At 57.7% G+C, this 15,190-nt stretch carries 9 protein-coding genes; 4 read left to right on the plus strand and 5 right to left on the minus strand.

Annotation, left to right across the window (positions count from 1 at the left end):
* Positions 1 to 350 precede the first annotated feature (350 nt).
* Positions 351 to 1,547 (minus strand): site-specific integrase, encoded by a 1,197-nt coding sequence (locus tag C8C94_RS06100; RefSeq protein WP_121420085.1) that lies wholly within the window; start codon positions 1,545 to 1,547, stop codon positions 351 to 353.
* A 90-nt stretch (positions 1,548 to 1,637) separates the two neighbouring features.
* On the opposite strand from C8C94_RS06100, the gene C8C94_RS06105 reads away from it, so the two are divergent.
* The 3 genes from C8C94_RS06105 to C8C94_RS06115 all read left to right on the plus strand — a co-directional run bounded on the left by C8C94_RS06105 (position 1,638) and on the right by C8C94_RS06115 (position 6,144).
* On the plus strand, positions 1,638 to 2,636 hold the full coding sequence (locus tag C8C94_RS06105; RefSeq protein WP_121420086.1) for a DNA-binding protein: 999 nt from the start codon (positions 1,638 to 1,640) through the stop codon (positions 2,634 to 2,636).
* A 72-nt stretch (positions 2,637 to 2,708) separates the two neighbouring features.
* Positions 2,709 to 4,256, plus strand: a complete 1,548-nt coding sequence (locus tag C8C94_RS06110) for a hypothetical protein (RefSeq protein WP_147433239.1) — start codon at positions 2,709 to 2,711, stop codon at positions 4,254 to 4,256.
* Between the two features lie 268 nt (positions 4,257 to 4,524).
* On the plus strand, positions 4,525 to 6,144 hold the full coding sequence (locus C8C94_RS06115; protein WP_233573412.1) for a hypothetical protein: 1,620 nt from the start codon (positions 4,525 to 4,527) through the stop codon (positions 6,142 to 6,144).
* Between the two features lie 568 nt (positions 6,145 to 6,712).
* Here the strand turns inward: C8C94_RS06115 and C8C94_RS06120 are convergent.
* From C8C94_RS06120 to C8C94_RS06135, 4 genes are all read right to left on the minus strand, one after another.
* The gene (locus C8C94_RS06120; protein WP_158603807.1) at positions 6,713 to 8,803 is read right to left on the minus strand and encodes a S8/S53 family peptidase; all 2,091 of its coding nucleotides are present in this window, start codon (positions 8,801 to 8,803) and stop codon (positions 6,713 to 6,715) included.
* Between the two features lie 597 nt (positions 8,804 to 9,400).
* Positions 9,401 to 12,355, minus strand: coding sequence for a Tn3 family transposase (locus C8C94_RS06125; RefSeq protein ID WP_158603808.1), 2,955 nt, complete (start codon positions 12,353 to 12,355; stop codon positions 9,401 to 9,403).
* Positions 12,268 to 13,161, minus strand: a complete 894-nt coding sequence (locus C8C94_RS06130) for a cold shock and DUF1294 domain-containing protein (protein ID WP_233573413.1) — start codon at positions 13,159 to 13,161, stop codon at positions 12,268 to 12,270. The genes C8C94_RS06125 and C8C94_RS06130 overlap by 88 nt, the downstream gene beginning before the upstream one ends.
* Before the next feature lie 15 nt (positions 13,162 to 13,176).
* Entirely contained in the window at positions 13,177 to 14,067 is an 891-nt protein-coding gene (locus tag C8C94_RS06135; protein WP_121420090.1) for a CoA transferase, read from the minus strand.
* Positions 14,068 to 14,207: 140 nt separating this feature from the next.
* Between C8C94_RS06135 and ygiD the strand changes: the two genes are divergently transcribed.
* Positions 14,208 to 15,113 (plus strand): 4,5-DOPA dioxygenase extradiol, encoded by a 906-nt coding sequence (gene ygiD / locus C8C94_RS06140; protein WP_121420091.1) that lies wholly within the window; start codon positions 14,208 to 14,210, stop codon positions 15,111 to 15,113.
* Positions 15,114 to 15,190: the final 77 nt, after the last annotated feature.

Raw genomic sequence — 15,190 nt, forward strand, 5'->3', positions numbered from 1 at the left:
GTGTCACGCTATCGAGGATAGAACGAATGAGCTGCAGTCGGATCCAGCCCCCATCACTAAAAATGGCTTCAAGCCACCGACTCGATTGCATGCGCCTCTGGCTGTAAATAACCGACAGTGTGGCATCGGAGCCAATCGCGTAGCCGATATCGATCTCAGGTGAGAGAGTGCGTATCGTGGTTGTTCAATTGATCGTCATACGCCTAAGCCATTCCTGGCATTCCAACGTCACCAGCGCTTGGTGGATAGAGTTGCGCATCATGTTTTTCCACACCTGCACCAATTTTCGACTAAGTGCTTCTTTGAGGCGCCTCGTACTACGGATGGCGCTGCACCATAGGTTTCGTCCGTCAAACTGACCAGCCCAGCTTGTGTGCGTTGCTGGTCTGATCATGGCGCGTGTCATCTTCCGTGTGCACATAAATACTGGTGGTGGCGATGTTTGCGTGCCCCAGGTTGTCGCGCACGGCCTTGAGGTCCATATTGTCGCTTTGGTGAGTGCCTGCCGTATGGCGCATCCAGTGGGCGGAGGCCTGTTCCACATGGGCCGCTGCTGCCTCGTGGTCAGTGCCTAGGTTTCGCAGGCGCGCTGCGGTTTTACGGAAAATGTCCTTAATCAATTCGTGCACGCCACTGCGTCCCATTGGGCGACATCCACCAATAAGGGGCAACAGCAGTGGGAGCGTATCTCCCTCTCGTGGTAGTAGGGCCAAGTCGCTTGCATTCCTGTAACGCATCAACTCTGACACTAACTCATCGGTTGCCGGAATCGCCCGCGTTTTGTCCCCTTTTCCTCGTATCTCCAGCCACCATCGTTCATGCCCGTCTGCTCCGCGACGCCAGTAAAAATCTCCCATCGAGTTGTTGCAGACCTCAGAAATCCGCAGGCCACCGATGTAGAGGAGCGAGAAGAGCCACCGATATCGGGCCGCTTGGAGAGCGAGGCGAGGCGTGCCAGTGGGAAGGGACTCAATCGTTGCGCGTACTTGCGCCCAGTGCTCGTGTGGCAGGAACCTGCTGGTCTTGGCCGGTCGCGCCACAGATTTGCGGCGGCGCAGAGCTAAGGGGTTGCCCGCCAGATACCCGGCTTGAACCAGCCAGTTGAAGAGGCTGTTGAGGATCGAGAGTGCCTGGCGCTGGCTTTGCCGGTCCAGTGGCTTGGCGAACGGACGCCAGTGGGGCGAAGACCTCGGCGCCTTCTGCGCGACCTGCATGACCCATCGATCAACCGGTTGGGGATCTTCCAGAAAGGACTCGTAGACCAGGAAATCCTCGTGGGTCAGATCGGACAGGGCCTTTCCATACTGGTGTACGCACCAAAGCAGCAGTCTTTCCGCCTCCTTGCGATAGCTGGCCAGCGTGGCCGGCGAATCCTTGTAGCGCGCCAGCCAAGCCAAAACTGCAGAGCGGTCGTCATTGGCCGCGACCTGGGGCAGGCCCTGGGCCCGATTGCGGCCACGCTCTCCGGACAGGTGAAGGGGTAGCACCAAGCCCTCTAGAGGCTCAAGATGCGCCAAAACGGACGGTGCGACGATCAAACTGCTCATGCTCCGAATTCTATGGACATTAGAGTAATTATGTCCAGAGATCGGAAAATAAATCATTGATTAATACGTTATACGTTATATTATTTAACAATGAGCGAAGAATCCGAAATCCAAGCCGAAGTTGAAGCCCTGCGGGAGCGTTTCAGCGATACGAAAGCGCTGTACCGCGAGGTGTGCGCGTTGCTGTTTTTCCGGTACGGCATCACGCCCACCGCGAGCAAGCTGTATCAGCACGTGCGAAAAGGCTCCATGAGCGCGCCGGCCGAAGCATTGGCCAAATTTTGGGAGGACCTACGCGGCAAAGCTCGGGTGGAAATTGACCACCCGGACCTTCCGGACGCGTTGAAACAAGCTGCAGGCCAGGCAGTCAGCGTGATGTGGGCCCAGGCAACGGAGTTGGCGCGCGAGGAGCTAGCAGTCCTGCGGGTCGAGGCACACGCAGAGGCCCAGAGTGCACAGGCAGGCCTGCAGGAGGCTCTGCAGCGAAGCGCTGTCCTGGAGACCCAGATACAGACCGCACAGACCAAAGTCACCGAACTGGAGACCCGAGCTCAGGCCCTTGCTGCAGAGCTTGAGCAAGAACGGCGTGCGCATGCTGCGAGTACAGCGAGAGGTGAGGCGCTGTCCAGGCAGGTGGATGAGCTGAAGCTGGAGCAATCGAAGAGCAGGCAGCATTTCAGTGCTGAACTTGACAAGGGGCGTGCGGCCATCGATGAGGCGGCCTCCCGTGCGGCCGAGGCCGAGCGTCGCGCGCTTCGTGAAATTGATCGGGAGCGCACTGCTCGAACGCAGGTAGACAAGCAACTGGAGCAGCTGCGGGGCAAGCTCGCAGAAGTGGAGCGTGATCACCATGCCAAGGTCCTGGAGGCCAACGCAGTCCAGACACGATTGGCCGCAGACCTGGAGAGCGCACGGGCTTCGCTGGCCGAGAGCGCCCGCGTGAACCAACTGCAAGGCGTTGAGCTACAGCAGGCACTGCAGGCAGTGGCGCAGCACAAAGCGGAGGCTGACACCCTGCGCGGATTGGTGGCGCAGTTTCAACCACCGCCCAGGCCCGCTCGCAAGAAAAAACCGATGGACGGCCATTGATTGCTTGCACGTCGGCCGTCAGTCGGCGAAAAAGCTCCACACAGTATCTGCATACAAACTAGCGACGATCCAATGGCACGCGACGACTTCACGAAACCGACCAAGAATCAGGCTTACCAGCGGGCGGCAGGTCGTTGCTCCAATCCCGATTGCCGCGCCACCACCTCCGCGCCAGTGGGCGAAGTTGACTTCTCCAATGTGGGGGTCGGCGCGCATATTCATGCGGCATCGCCCGGGGGGCCGCGTTATCTCGCTGCAATGACCGCAGAGGACCGGCGCGGCTTTGGCAACATCATCTGGCTATGCCAGACCTGCTCGACGATCATCGACCGAGATCCGGACTCGTACCCTGCAGAAACGCTCAAAGCATGGAAAACATCGGCTGAGGCAAGGGCTCTGATGGAGCAAGGCAAGCGGCTTCCCGATGAAAAGGATATCTATCGCATGGCGGCCATGGCCATGGGCACCCGAACGCCTGGTTTCTATCCAGAAGCCATAGGCAATGTGCACAAAGCCTTGGTCGATCAATTGGAAGCGGTGGATCCGAGGTTCACTGTTTCAACAGCGTACTCGGGCGGTAACACAACGATTACCGTGGGCGCGAAAGAGACCGTGTCTTTTTCCATCAAGATTGCACAAGAATCGGCTGATCTCTGGCGCAAGGGCCTTCAGGCGTCCATTGACGAGGGCCGTGAAGCGACGCTGCCCCTCGATGGGGTCGTGTTTGAAGGATCAAAACTCTTCGATGTGCTGCACAAAGATGCCGACCTGGCATCGATAACGATCATGCCGATGGCACGTCCAGCCGTGTTGAAGATACTTGCGCCCCAGATCGAACCGGCAATTTTTGAAACCATTGGTGGTCAACTAACAGCTGGGCGCAAGCAAATCCGATTTGCAGGCGCTGGATGTGGCGGTCTTCTGGACGTGGAATTAGCTTTCACCCCAACGAATCGCAATGATGTTCACTCGGTATCGACTCTGACTACCAACTTAAAAGCGTGGCAAGGAAAAGAGGCTGCCAACCCTCCCTACTTGGACGTCTTTATCAACCTGCTTGAAGCAATTCTTGATCCATCCGCGTCTGTTTCGTTCGTCTTGGAAGTCGATGGAAATCAAGCTGCAGCGGGGAAGTTTCATATACCAAAGCATATAGAGGCGATGAACGAGACCCTCGCATTTGCTCACTACGCCAGACGAGCCAGAAATGTGCTTAGATACCTCAGGAAAAGTGCGCCGATCGATATTTTCGAGAGCATTTCCACTGACGATCATCGGGCCCTGGCGCGAGTCAGCGATATCGTTGAGGGCAAGCTCTCCTACCAGCGCTCTCAGATCACCGGTTCACCGACGATGACGGTCGCGTGTACTGACGGGGGTAAGTCACTGATGGAGGTAGTGCGCAACGGAGAGTTTTCAGTTCTGCAGCAGAAAGAACCCGCATCCATGGTCACCATCTATGGGAAGCAATACGAAGTCCCTCCGACCACAAGCTATTACTCGCCCGTGAAACTGCATATCCTGAGCAAAAAGAAAAAGAAGGAGAGCATTGACTTTCGTCTGCGAATCGAAATGGCGGACAACTTCACAAGCCAAACTTTCTTCGAAGAACAGCAGTGATAGGCGGGCGCTTCGGACGTTCAGAGGCTTCTATCATGCGGCCTAATTGCTCAAAGAGAGGTATTCGGTGCCAATCCGGTCCCGAAATGGCCCGGTTAGCACCTAGCGTGCTTTATTTTCCGTTTTCTGAGATGGCCCCTGCAATGACCACTGCCATGTTCATTCTGTGAAATCGGCACGGGGCGCTTGAGTCATTGTCGCCTTTCCTCGCCGGCGTTTGTGCGGTAGAGTTTGGGCTGGTGACCGTCACCTGCCGCACGCGCTCTACATGAGTACGACGAAGACGGAAATCCCGCTGACCTCACCCAATCCTTGTTTATCCATGGGCGGCCCGCAACGCGTGCACCGGCATATCGCCCCGGAGAAAACAATGGACATTCAGCAGTTGAAGCTGCTGGCGGGTCGCGTGCGCGGCCTGCTGGAGCAATCTCAGCACTCCATCGGTCACAACCAGTCTCTTGACTTGATTGCTGCGTTACCGGGCCTGCGCAGCTGGCCTGAAGTGCAGTCCTTTCCGGATCGAGTTGCAGCTTGCAAACTTGATCAGGTGTCGGCAGGCCGCTTGGTATTCCGGCTCAAACGGAAATTCGATCTTGAGTTTTCGCCGCAGACGATGCTGGCGGCCTTAAATCCCCCTGGCACACACACCGAGTCGCTAGCGCCACAGATCTGGCCAACTGGACCAGTTCCCGGTGTTTACATCACCAATTCGCAAGAAGCCATCGACGCACTGCTCGAAAGCTACGAAGAAGCGACGGATGGAGCCCTTGTTTACGCCGAACGTGCAGGTAACCATTGGGAGGGCAGCATCGACCTCGGTGAAGGAGGCCTGTGGTCCAACGGCCTGCAACGCGTCCCGAGCGGCACGCTGATCGTCGTGGGACCTTTGATGCTGGACCAGCAGTCGTGGAGCGACAGCTCGGGTCACCTGCATATGGCTTGCTTGATCGCTCAGGGGGCACAGCACCGGGTTGCCGTGCTCATTGACACACCAGCACCAGAAGCTATGTTCGAGGATGCGACGCTGATGGTTGATTCAGTCCAAGAGGAAGGGGATAACTGCGAAACTGCGTTGATGGGACTTGTCACCACTGAAGGCCAACTCCAGCTACGCCGACCTTTCTCGGGAGAGCGTCCGATGTTAAAGCTGGCACGCAGGAAGGCAGCGCTGGACGCGATCCCCGTCTCGGTACTCAGTCTTCTGGAGAGTGCGGTCAAGGGGAGAACGGCTGGGCTGCTGCTGTTCGGGTCTTCCGAAGTCCATGACCATGCTGCTATCGAGTTGGTGGCTGCTTCTTTGGCAATGACAGAGCATGCAGGACCAGCCGCACGCATCATGCCTCGGCATCGCTCGACTCCCGCCAAGGACTGGCAGGTACCTCCTGTCATCCAAGAACTTCCGTTTTTGCCGTCCATCGAGAGTGCGTACGAGCAGGGTTATCGACGCATGATTTTTGCGCCGAGCTATACACCGTCCGAGTTGCTGATGGAATTCAGCAATGATTGCCTGTTGATTTCAGGCACCTATGGCAGCAACGTCGATGAAGTGTTCATGAGCGCCTTGCGTGTCGGCGGACTTCGCAACGAAAACGATCTGCTTTCTCAGATCATCGCCATGCTTGGCGTGAAATACATCCCAGGGACGGACGGCCAAATATCGGTGAGCGACCTGTATTTAGGTAGCCAAGATCGCATTTCCATACCCAAGAGGTTCGACGACATGATCAAGGTCCTGCAGACCAATCGGGTCGTCCGGTGGGAGGATGAAATGGGGCAACTACTTGATGTAGGACGGATCACCCCCGAAGCCGTGGCAGGGGCGCTGGAACGCATTGGTGGAGTCTCAGAGTTCTTGTCGGAATGGAGTGAGAAAAACCGAGCAAAGTGAGCGCCGCTCCCGAGCGGGATGACATGGTACAGCCTCTCGGAAAGCAGGTTATGGACGGCTGGGCCGTCCATAGGCGACATAGCCGGTCGCCTGGACTCGTCTACCATTGATTTCCGTTTCTACACAAAACCGAGATTGCCCCAAGCTTGACGGTTGTGCGGGGGCGTTCTAACTATGGACAGTACAGCGTCCACCTCTGCCTTGCACCCACTCTGCTGGACTGTGCACTATCGAGAGGCCGGGAACTGTAGCTTTGCATGGTTTTCCCGATTTCGTGAGGCCAGAGCAGATTACTTTGTAGCCAGAACGGTGCCAACCCAAGTAGTCCTCGCGACTGACGCCATAGTGCTCTGACAGATACCCAACAGGATCAGCCGAGTATCGGATCAGATCCGTCGAAGTGAGATGCAGTGTGGTTTGGCCTGAGGCATTGTCATGGAACACGTAGAAGCCCACTTGCTTCGCTACAAGGTCTTTCACAACTTCTTCCAGATGTTCAACCATCTACGGCTCCTCGACCTACGACCTTGCTGGTCAAAATGCTTCTGCAGTAAAAACCAGTGAACTTTCACGGGAATGCAATTCTGCGCCAAGTTTGTACACCGCTGGCAATTGTGCTGCTGACAGGGACACTGCCGGTCGAATTTACCCAAGCGATGAACTGATCGACGCTATGAGTGGGATTCGTACTTTTGTAGACGGCTGCAAAACCAGAGATATGAGCTGCAGCGAGAGATGTTCCCCAGCCTGCAAGCAAATCGGTATCCGAAACGCGTCCTGCCCCATTGACACCAATAGCATTTTCGTCTCCCCCAGGCGCCAAAAATATTGGATACGTATACTGACTTAAAGCCGCGATATTTGATTTTGTCGCGAGCGTATATCCAATTTCATCGTTTAGCACAGAAGCAGCTTTTATTGCGTATTCACTACAGGCAGGATGCGAAAGCGCAGTTTGAATCTGGTAATTTCCTGTTGATGCAATAACAGGGACGCCTGCGGTCCTAAGTTGTCGAATAAGATTTCTGATGGCGATGCTGACATTGGCATCACAGTCGGATGGGTAACTGGCAACGGTGCCGATACTCAGATTGACAACGAGTGCTGCAGGCGAGGTGGGCGTAGCCCCGCCGGCCCTCAGAAGCACCGACGAGAGCCCTTTTTCCAAGTCGTTCAAATAATATGTTTTTTTATTATTAATGCGATCATATGAGAAAATATTTATCGAAATGAGTTGGGCGTCTGGTGCAACCCCTTGCAATATTCCGCTGGCCACGTTTGGTGATGCGCGACCCGCAGCAACCGAAGCCATTAGCGTACCATGCCCGCACCGCTGCTGATCAATCAGCTGGCATCCGATGAGATCACTGTTTGGCTCACCCGCATTTGGCGTCCCCGCTGGGCTATCACCGAACAAATCCTTGTTTGGACATATAGACTTAAATCCTCCGGAGTTTGATCCAAAACAATCTTCGCCGACTACTTTCGTAGTACCGTTAAAGAGAAACATCTCGTGAGTTTTTCGAATGCCGTCATCTAAAACGGCAATCGCTACACCACTCCCCTTACTTCCAGAAGCCCATGCAACAGGCATGTTAATTGTCGGCATGCTCCTTTGTAGTTGCGACACACCCAATGGGCGGTTTTCACGCAACTCCAAAATTCGCGGATCATTTTTTGCGCGGAGTCTAGACAGCTGGTCCTTGGTAAGAATCATCTGAAACGACCCAATCGAATCCCCGACAGGATCGCTTTGTGGCATTTTTATATTGGCATCAGCAAGAATTTTTGTCATGGCTTCTCGATTTGCCATTGCCTGATTTTTTCCTCCACGGGAATTCCAATTTAAGTCAGGAGAGAAAAGTACCCCGCCGCGCAACGAAATGCTTACCTCTACCTGTCCTTCTTTTTCGGCCATATCGGATGCTCCTGCAGACCAGTAGGTGGTCCGAGGATCTTGATAGCCGATAGGCCGAATTCCTCGTACATCAGGATGATTTTGCAGGAGGAGCAGCTTTTTCTTGTCAATAGAGGTCGTTATTTTTATTGGTAGCGCATTGTCCAATGCCAGGGTAGATTCGGATCGGCCTGATTTTTGCAAATTTTCCCGAATTTTCTCAATCAGGGAATTGGCCTCAATGATCACTTCGTCGACATTTGTTATACGTGTCGAGCCATCTTGCAATAATTGATACTTCGCACTCTGAGTGCCAAGAATTATTTCGGCATCTACCTCTGATCTAGTGCGCAAAACTTTCCGGAGGGCTGTAAGGCTGCCATCCAGGTCCATAGCAGTAATGCGCGATTTGTCAGTGGGATCTATTGTAAAGGTTAGTGCATTCTGACTATTTTGAAGGATGCTAATTCCTGCTGCTTTTATATACATCCCGATCTGCCCACTCTCGCTCTCCCAACTACCTTCGGTAAATGCTGCGTTTCCTAATTCCGCCTTTAATGCGCGTATGGCATCTGCATCTTTTTTAAAGTTATCATTTTTTTGCTCTTGCGATAATTTTTCAAGTTTCTGATGGCGTAGGGTGATCATCACTCGTACCTCGCCTTCCTCATTCACCGCATCTCTCATCCGCTTCAGGCTATCAGGGTCAACAGTCGCCGCCTGCAACATTCCCATGCCAAAAGTTAGTGCAATGGCTGACATCACAGATAGCAGGTGTCGCATCTATCGCTCCAGAGAAGTTTGTGGTCTACGAAAATCGTATCTGCCAATCCTGGGATGGCAAGTTTTAAATGAGCGAGTTCACGAGGCTACTTCGCAGGTGTTCCTTGTTCGCACCCTGCGCGTAAGTGCCAGCGCCCGATCAGGATTGAGTGGACTTGAGGCCAAGGCCGTGGCTTGGGCAGATCCGTGCAAAGGCGCTCTACGTCGCGGCCATCCGCCCCACCGATTGAGGCTATGGTCGAAGTCACGTGTTCGCGGCAACGCTCAGGGGATCACTGAGCAGTCTCTTCGCTGGGTGAAAAGTCCCCGTTACCGAGCGGAATTGCTAACCCGGTAAATCGCACGGAACAAGAGTTGCCTATTTTTTAAGCAAAACTCTAAGTTGTTGATTTCATTGATGTTTGCAAACTGCTAACCCGGTAAATCGCACGCAAAAAGAGCTGACATTTGAAAACTTGCGCGCGTCCAGGAGTGCGTCTTGAAGCACGGGCGAGGGCTCACGGTGGGTGAGTGCAAGGACTTCGACACGAGTCTTGACTCCGGCTTATTCGCTCGGTAATGGCTCAAATTACCGATTCACTGCAAACGTGCCACACGCTGCTTGGCTTGGCGCTCAACAAGCGCATCGATGTAAGGATCCATGTCGAACGCAATCGTCCCCCGAAAATTCACGTGCTCGAAGTGCACGGGTCCGATGCGGCGCAGCCAGCTTTCATCTATAGGGTGTTTGGCCACCTTCCAGCGATCCACGACATCTTGCATCTTCATGGTGTTCCAGCTGATCACGACGTTGGTCAGCAAGGTGTGCGCTGTTGAGATGGCCCGCAACTCATCAGCCCTGCGCCCGCGTGAGACCCCGACGCGTCCGTGGTACACGGCGCGCTGCAGCTGGTGTACAGATTCGCCCCGGTTGAGCAACGCGTGCATCTCGCGGCGAAACTCGGGAATGGTGAAGTAGTCGCACAAAAAGATCGTACGCAGCAACTTGCCCAACTCGTCTGCGGCAGCGTGCACGGGATCGCCCCGTGCCGCGCTGCCAAGGCGGGCGATAGCTTCTCCAGCTGTCAAGCGCCCTTGCCGGATAGAGGCAACCAGGTGCAGCAGGTCCATCCATCCGGCTCGGATCTTCCCAAGCGAGACCTTCCCAACGGTTAGGCGCTCCAAAGCTTCCGGCACAGTGTCCCCCCTGGCCAAGAACATCTTGCGTTCCGACAATTGGCGCAAACGGACGCACAGATCGAAGCCCAGCAACTTGGCGATGGCCATCGCTGCGTTGGTGTAGCCATGGGTGTCCACAGCAAGCAGGGATAGTCGGATCTGGTCCTCGCGGCGGGAACAGTTGTGCGCTTCGACACCGTCCACCGCTGGCGCTGCTTGCCGGTCATTGATCACTATAGGCTGGTCATGAAACAGTGCCCAGGTATCAAGCATGTGCACATAGATGCCAACACCATGCTGCTTGCGGCGGTATTCCATACGCGCCGAGTGCAGGTACCGTGACGTATCGAGCGTCATCGAATCAGAGGATGCTTTGTCGCCCTGGCCCCAGAGTTTGGCAATAGGCATGCTTTGCTGGAACTCAATGACCCGTGAGTTGGCCTCCCGCAAACGGCCACTGGCCTCCGTTGCACGCATGGCCATAGTGACCTGAGACACCTGCAGGCCTGGGATCATCGCGCATACACCTTTGGCAGTGTTCTCTGTTCCGTGTGTGTATAGGGCGCCGTAGACGGCCTTCAGTTCAGCCATGTCTTTGGCCCTGCGGCCTAGCAGAGCCTGGCTAAATCCGCTTTTTGCGTCGATCTCGACCAGCATGTTGCCAAGCTGGGCATCGCCGATCATGTTGAACATGCTCTCGCGTGTCTTGGTGACCTGGGGTTCGACTTCAAGCGCCTGAATCGGTGCAATGTGAATATGCCCCTGGCTGTCTATGGTCAAGGCCCCGTCCTCCACGGCCTGCACCAGTTGGCCGATGCCCGCTTTGACCCGTCCCAGCACGCGCTCCAGGAACTTATCTGGATTGTCCGTCAAGCTCAAAGCTCGGATCAGCGACTTGTGCTTTTCGGCCCACTGCGTTTCGGGTATCAGCTGATCGGCACGGTTGCGGTGGCGGCTGCTGTGTTCCAGCCACAGCTTTCCGCCCTTGATCGCTTTCTTCAAAGAAGTCGCTGCGCTTGCTTTGAGAGCTGCAAGAGCAACCTTGCGATCAGGGCCTTCCAGCAGCGAGTGCCAGCTTGGGTCCGCAACCGACACATCAAACCCCTCGGGAAGGCTGCTGATGCTGCGTTTGGACAAATCGCGCAGCGTCTTGAGCTGCTTGAGCGCCTTGTCCGTTTCCTCGCCTTTGATCTCAAGGACTCCGAGGGCATTGAGCAGGGCCGACATACGCGGCGCTTGTTCTTTCACCAGTGTTTCCCGGACGAATTGAGCCCGCGTACCGGCAAAGTTTTCTCCATTCTTGGGCACCAGGTCGCGCATCGCCGCGACGATCTGAGCATCGGTCAACTGCGTGTCGTAGAGAATGTCCTTCAGCTTGACGCGCTCAGCACGCAGATCCACAGCACTTTCGGCTTGCTTCTTGAGTACCTTGCCAGAGGCCTTGTGATAGAGATCCGTGAGACATCGCGCACCGATGTCTGCGGCGAGATCGGTCTGATCCAAGAGGGTTACATGCAGGAAAGAGACGATGCGCAGATCGCGCTGATCCTCAGAGAGAAACTTCGTCGCGGAGGGTGGACGATTGATCACCTCCTGGCTGTACGCCCTGAGACGATTCAATGGAATCGCCGACAGCTTCCACTTGTGAACTTGCAGTGACTTGAGGCACTCGATTTTCTTGGTGACCTCGCTCAGCGTGAGCTGTCCGTGCTTCCCTGGGGGTGTGCGCAGCCACTCCAGCACTGTGTGACCGCCGGGCCCTGATCGCTTTGAGAATGCGTGCGAGAGAGCCGCCTGAAGCTGTTTGGGTGGCGCACAGGTGCGGACCGCTGCGATTGCTGCATTCTCCTGTTCAGCAAATGCCATGCGCGCCATGTCGCGCAGTGTCCGGTCACCAGGCAGGACGAGCCGTCGATCAAAAAGCCAGTGTTCTGACTGTTGGATCAGGTCATCGACTGATACCGCTGAGGCGGAAAGCTCCCCCAAAGCATCTGCCAGGAGCGGCTTGGTGGTGTCGTCTACTACCGCGAAGCCGACACGTTCCCGAGCCCAGAGCTGGTGCTCGTATCGCGTGTCCTTGTCCTTGTACAGCGAGGTCACCGAAGCGATATCCGTCGCATGCATACCAAGCGCTGAGGTCAGGTACCGCAGCAAAACGGAGGGGAGGCCTGAAAAGGCATCGGGGTGCCGCCCGGTGGCGCGCAGCATGACCAGTTGGACTGCAGCGCCAAGGCGTGCAGTCCCTCTGAACCGGGGCGGGCGCAGCTCCTGGATGTCTTCAATGCTCAGCCCAAAGCACTCTTCGACTTCCCGCTTAGATAGCGATTTGGGCAGGGTATCGGCGCCAACGAAACGTAGGTAGTAGCTAGACAAGCTGGTCCTCCCGTGGCTGGCGTGGTCGCAAGCCTGCTGCAGTCTACGTATTCGCTACTGATAATTCCAGACAATAAAAAAGTGCGGGTTAACCCGTAGCTCTTAACCGGGTTTTCTGCACGGAAAGTGAGATCACCCCAGGCCCCGAGCGCCCCGCAATGCAGCACCACGGTGACCCAGTAGACGGCGCGAAACTCCACCTTGCGGGATTTGTGCCGCAGCCATTGCTGCGCAAACCAAGCACCCGGCCAGCCGCCTGCCAGGCTCAGCAGGTGCAGATGGCTCTCTTTGGTGCGCCACTGGCCGTTTTGCGCGGCGCTTTTGTCGATGGCATAGACCAGAAACGTCAGGAGGTTGACGGCCAGGGCCGCCCCCAACACCCACCATGGGAGTCGGCCCGCCCAGAAGCCCCATGCCAGCAGCACCACCCAGCCCAGCATCAACACCATCGCCGGACCGGCGGGGGTGGGTGGGCCACTGGACTCTGCAGGGCGCCGGCGGCGTTGAGCCTGGGGTTGGGTCGTCCGCTGCGACGGTTCGTGTCGTCTCCGCTGAGGGGTTGATGTGGCCGCTGGGCGGGACGGGGATGCGCCCCCTTGCTGGGCCGCAGGCAGCACTGCCATGGCCCGTGGTCCTTTTCCGCCGACATGAATTTCCTCGTACACCACGGCGAGCCCTTCGCGCGGCGGGGTGGCGCCCCGGTAGTCTCGCACATGAAAGAACACATCGGCGGATGTGTCCGGGTTGCGGATGAAGCCGAAGGCGCGGGTGGCGTCCCAGCGGATGACGGTGCCTTGTTTCTGCATCGGTAAACGGGATTCTCAAACCAGGGTGTGCAAGGGAATGTCCTGCGCCACCGCGAGCGCATCGAGTTGCGCGCGGGTTTGCGTGCGCAGGAAGGCTGCCACGGCCGCGTGCGTGGCAGGGGCGCGCAGCACCTGCGGGTCGCCCGTGGCGGGCAGGCCTGCGGCGGCGCACAGGCTGGCGGCAAAGTGGGGTTCCAGCGCAGCCACGGCAACACGGCCGTCGGCGCAGGGGTAGATGCGGTAGCCCGCGTGGTTGCCGCCCACGTCGCCCTCGGGGGTGGTCAGGCCCCAGTCGCGCGGCTGGGCCAGCCAGGCGGCGGCGTCGGCCAGGGCGACTTCGATGCACACGCCGCTGCCCGTGTGGCCACGCTCCAGCAGGGCCTGCAGCACGGCCTCGCTGGCCATCAGGGCGCCGCCCATGTCGGCGTACAGGGTGGGGGGCATCTCGGTGCCGGTGACCAGCCCGGCATCGGCCAGGTAGGTGAGGTCATGGCCGGGTTCTTCGGCACGCTCGGCCGCAGCGCCCACGATGCGCACCAGCGACAGGCGCGGGTATTTCGATTGCAGCGCCTCCCAGGAGAGGCCCAGCTTGGTGAGCGCCGAGGGGCGAAACGAGGTGATCAGTACATCGGTGCGGGCCAGCTCCTCGTGCAGCGCGGCCTGGCCTTCTGCCGTCTTGAGGTGGGCATGCACCACGCGCACTCCGCTGTGCAGCGTGGCATAGGCCGCCGGGCTGTAGATGCCCATGGGGTCGGCGCTGGGGTGGCCCGGGGCGGGCGGGGGTTCAAGCTTGGTGCAGTCGGCCCCCATGCGCGCGCAGCGCATCAGGGCGGCAGGGCCGGGCAGGTTGAGCGCGAGACTCAGTACGCGAACGTTGCGCAGGGGCTGGGGCAGGGCAGTTGTCATGGGTGTGGGGTTGTCTCGGTGTTGTGGTTTTGAATGGAAGGAGAAGGCGCGGCGCTGGAACTTCAAGGGGGCGCGCGGGCTCACTCCCCGCGTTATACATAATTTGTTACGCTCCCCGACCCATGCAACGCAGAACCTCTTTGGCCGCCCTCACGGGCCTGGCCGCCTTTCCGGGAGCTTTCATGACCACGTCCCTGAGCAGCGCCGCCACAGCGACCGCGCTGCAGGCGCTCAAGCCCTCGCCCCGCATGCCCGTGCTGTTTGTGGGCCACGGCAGCCCCATGAACGCCATCGAAGACAACGCCTGGCGCCGCAGCTGGCAGGCCATGGGCGCGGAGCTGATGGCACGCGCGGTGCAGCCGCAGCTCATCCTGTGTGTGTCGGCCCACTGGCTCACACGTGGCGGCTGGCAGCTGACGGGCATGGCCAACCCCAAGACGATCCACGACTTCGGCGGCTTTCCGCAGGCGCTGTTCGACCAGCAATATCCCGCGCCCGGTGCGCCGCAGGTGGCGCGCAGTCTGGCGGCCGAACTGAAGTCGCCCGCTACCGGCGGGGCACTGGGTGTGGACGAAGGTGAATGGGGCCTGGACCATGGTACCTGGTCGGTGCTCAAGCCCATGTTCCCCCAGGCTCGGATCCCGGTGATGCAGCTCAGCATGGACTACAGCCGCGCCCCGGCCGAGCACTATGCGCTGGGCCAGCAGCTCAAGGCCTTGCGCGAGCGGGGTGTGCTCATCGTGGGCAGCGGCAACATCGTGCACAACCTGCGCGCATCCCGCCGTGGCTCGGCCGCCAACGAAGCGTATGACTGGGCCACCGAGTTCGACGCCGTGGTTCAGGAGCAGATCAAGAAGGGCCAGTTGGGCGCCCTGCAGGACTTCCAGAAACTGGGTGCGGTGGCCCAGCAGGCGCACCCCACGCACGAGCACTATCTGCCGCTGCTGTACGCAGCAGGAGCTGTTTTGCCCAGCGAGATGCCGCGATTCTTCAATACGGGTTACCAGTCGGCGTCGATCTCGATGCGGTCGGTGCTGTGGGGGTGATGCAGAATAGCGCCGGATGCTTCTATTTTGATAGCTGCCAGCGCTTTTGCATCAAGCGCTAGGGATCAAAAGACGTA

The organism is Acidovorax sp. 94, from assembly GCF_003634645.1.
GTDB classification, from domain to species: domain Bacteria; phylum Pseudomonadota; class Gammaproteobacteria; order Burkholderiales; family Burkholderiaceae_C; genus Acidovorax; species Acidovorax facilis.

Coding starts and splice junctions, on each gene's coding strand:
- C8C94_RS06100 (WP_121420085.1), bottom strand. CDS start 1,547: ATGAGCAGTTTGATCGTCGCACCGTCCGTTTTGGCGCATCTTGAGCCT.
- C8C94_RS06105 (WP_121420086.1), top strand. CDS start 1,638: ATGAGCGAAGAATCCGAAATCCAAGCCGAAGTTGAAGCCCTGCGGGAG.
- C8C94_RS06110 (WP_147433239.1), top strand. CDS start 2,709: ATGGCACGCGACGACTTCACGAAACCGACCAAGAATCAGGCTTACCAG.
- C8C94_RS06115 (WP_233573412.1), top strand. CDS start 4,525: ATGAGTACGACGAAGACGGAAATCCCGCTGACCTCACCCAATCCTTGT.
- C8C94_RS06120 (WP_158603807.1), bottom strand. CDS start 8,803: ATGTCAGCCATTGCACTAACTTTTGGCATGGGAATGTTGCAGGCGGCG.
- C8C94_RS06130 (WP_233573413.1), bottom strand. CDS start 13,161: ATGCAGAAACAAGGCACCGTCATCCGCTGGGACGCCACCCGCGCCTTC.
- C8C94_RS06135 (WP_121420090.1), bottom strand. CDS start 14,067: ATGACAACTGCCCTGCCCCAGCCCCTGCGCAACGTTCGCGTACTGAGT.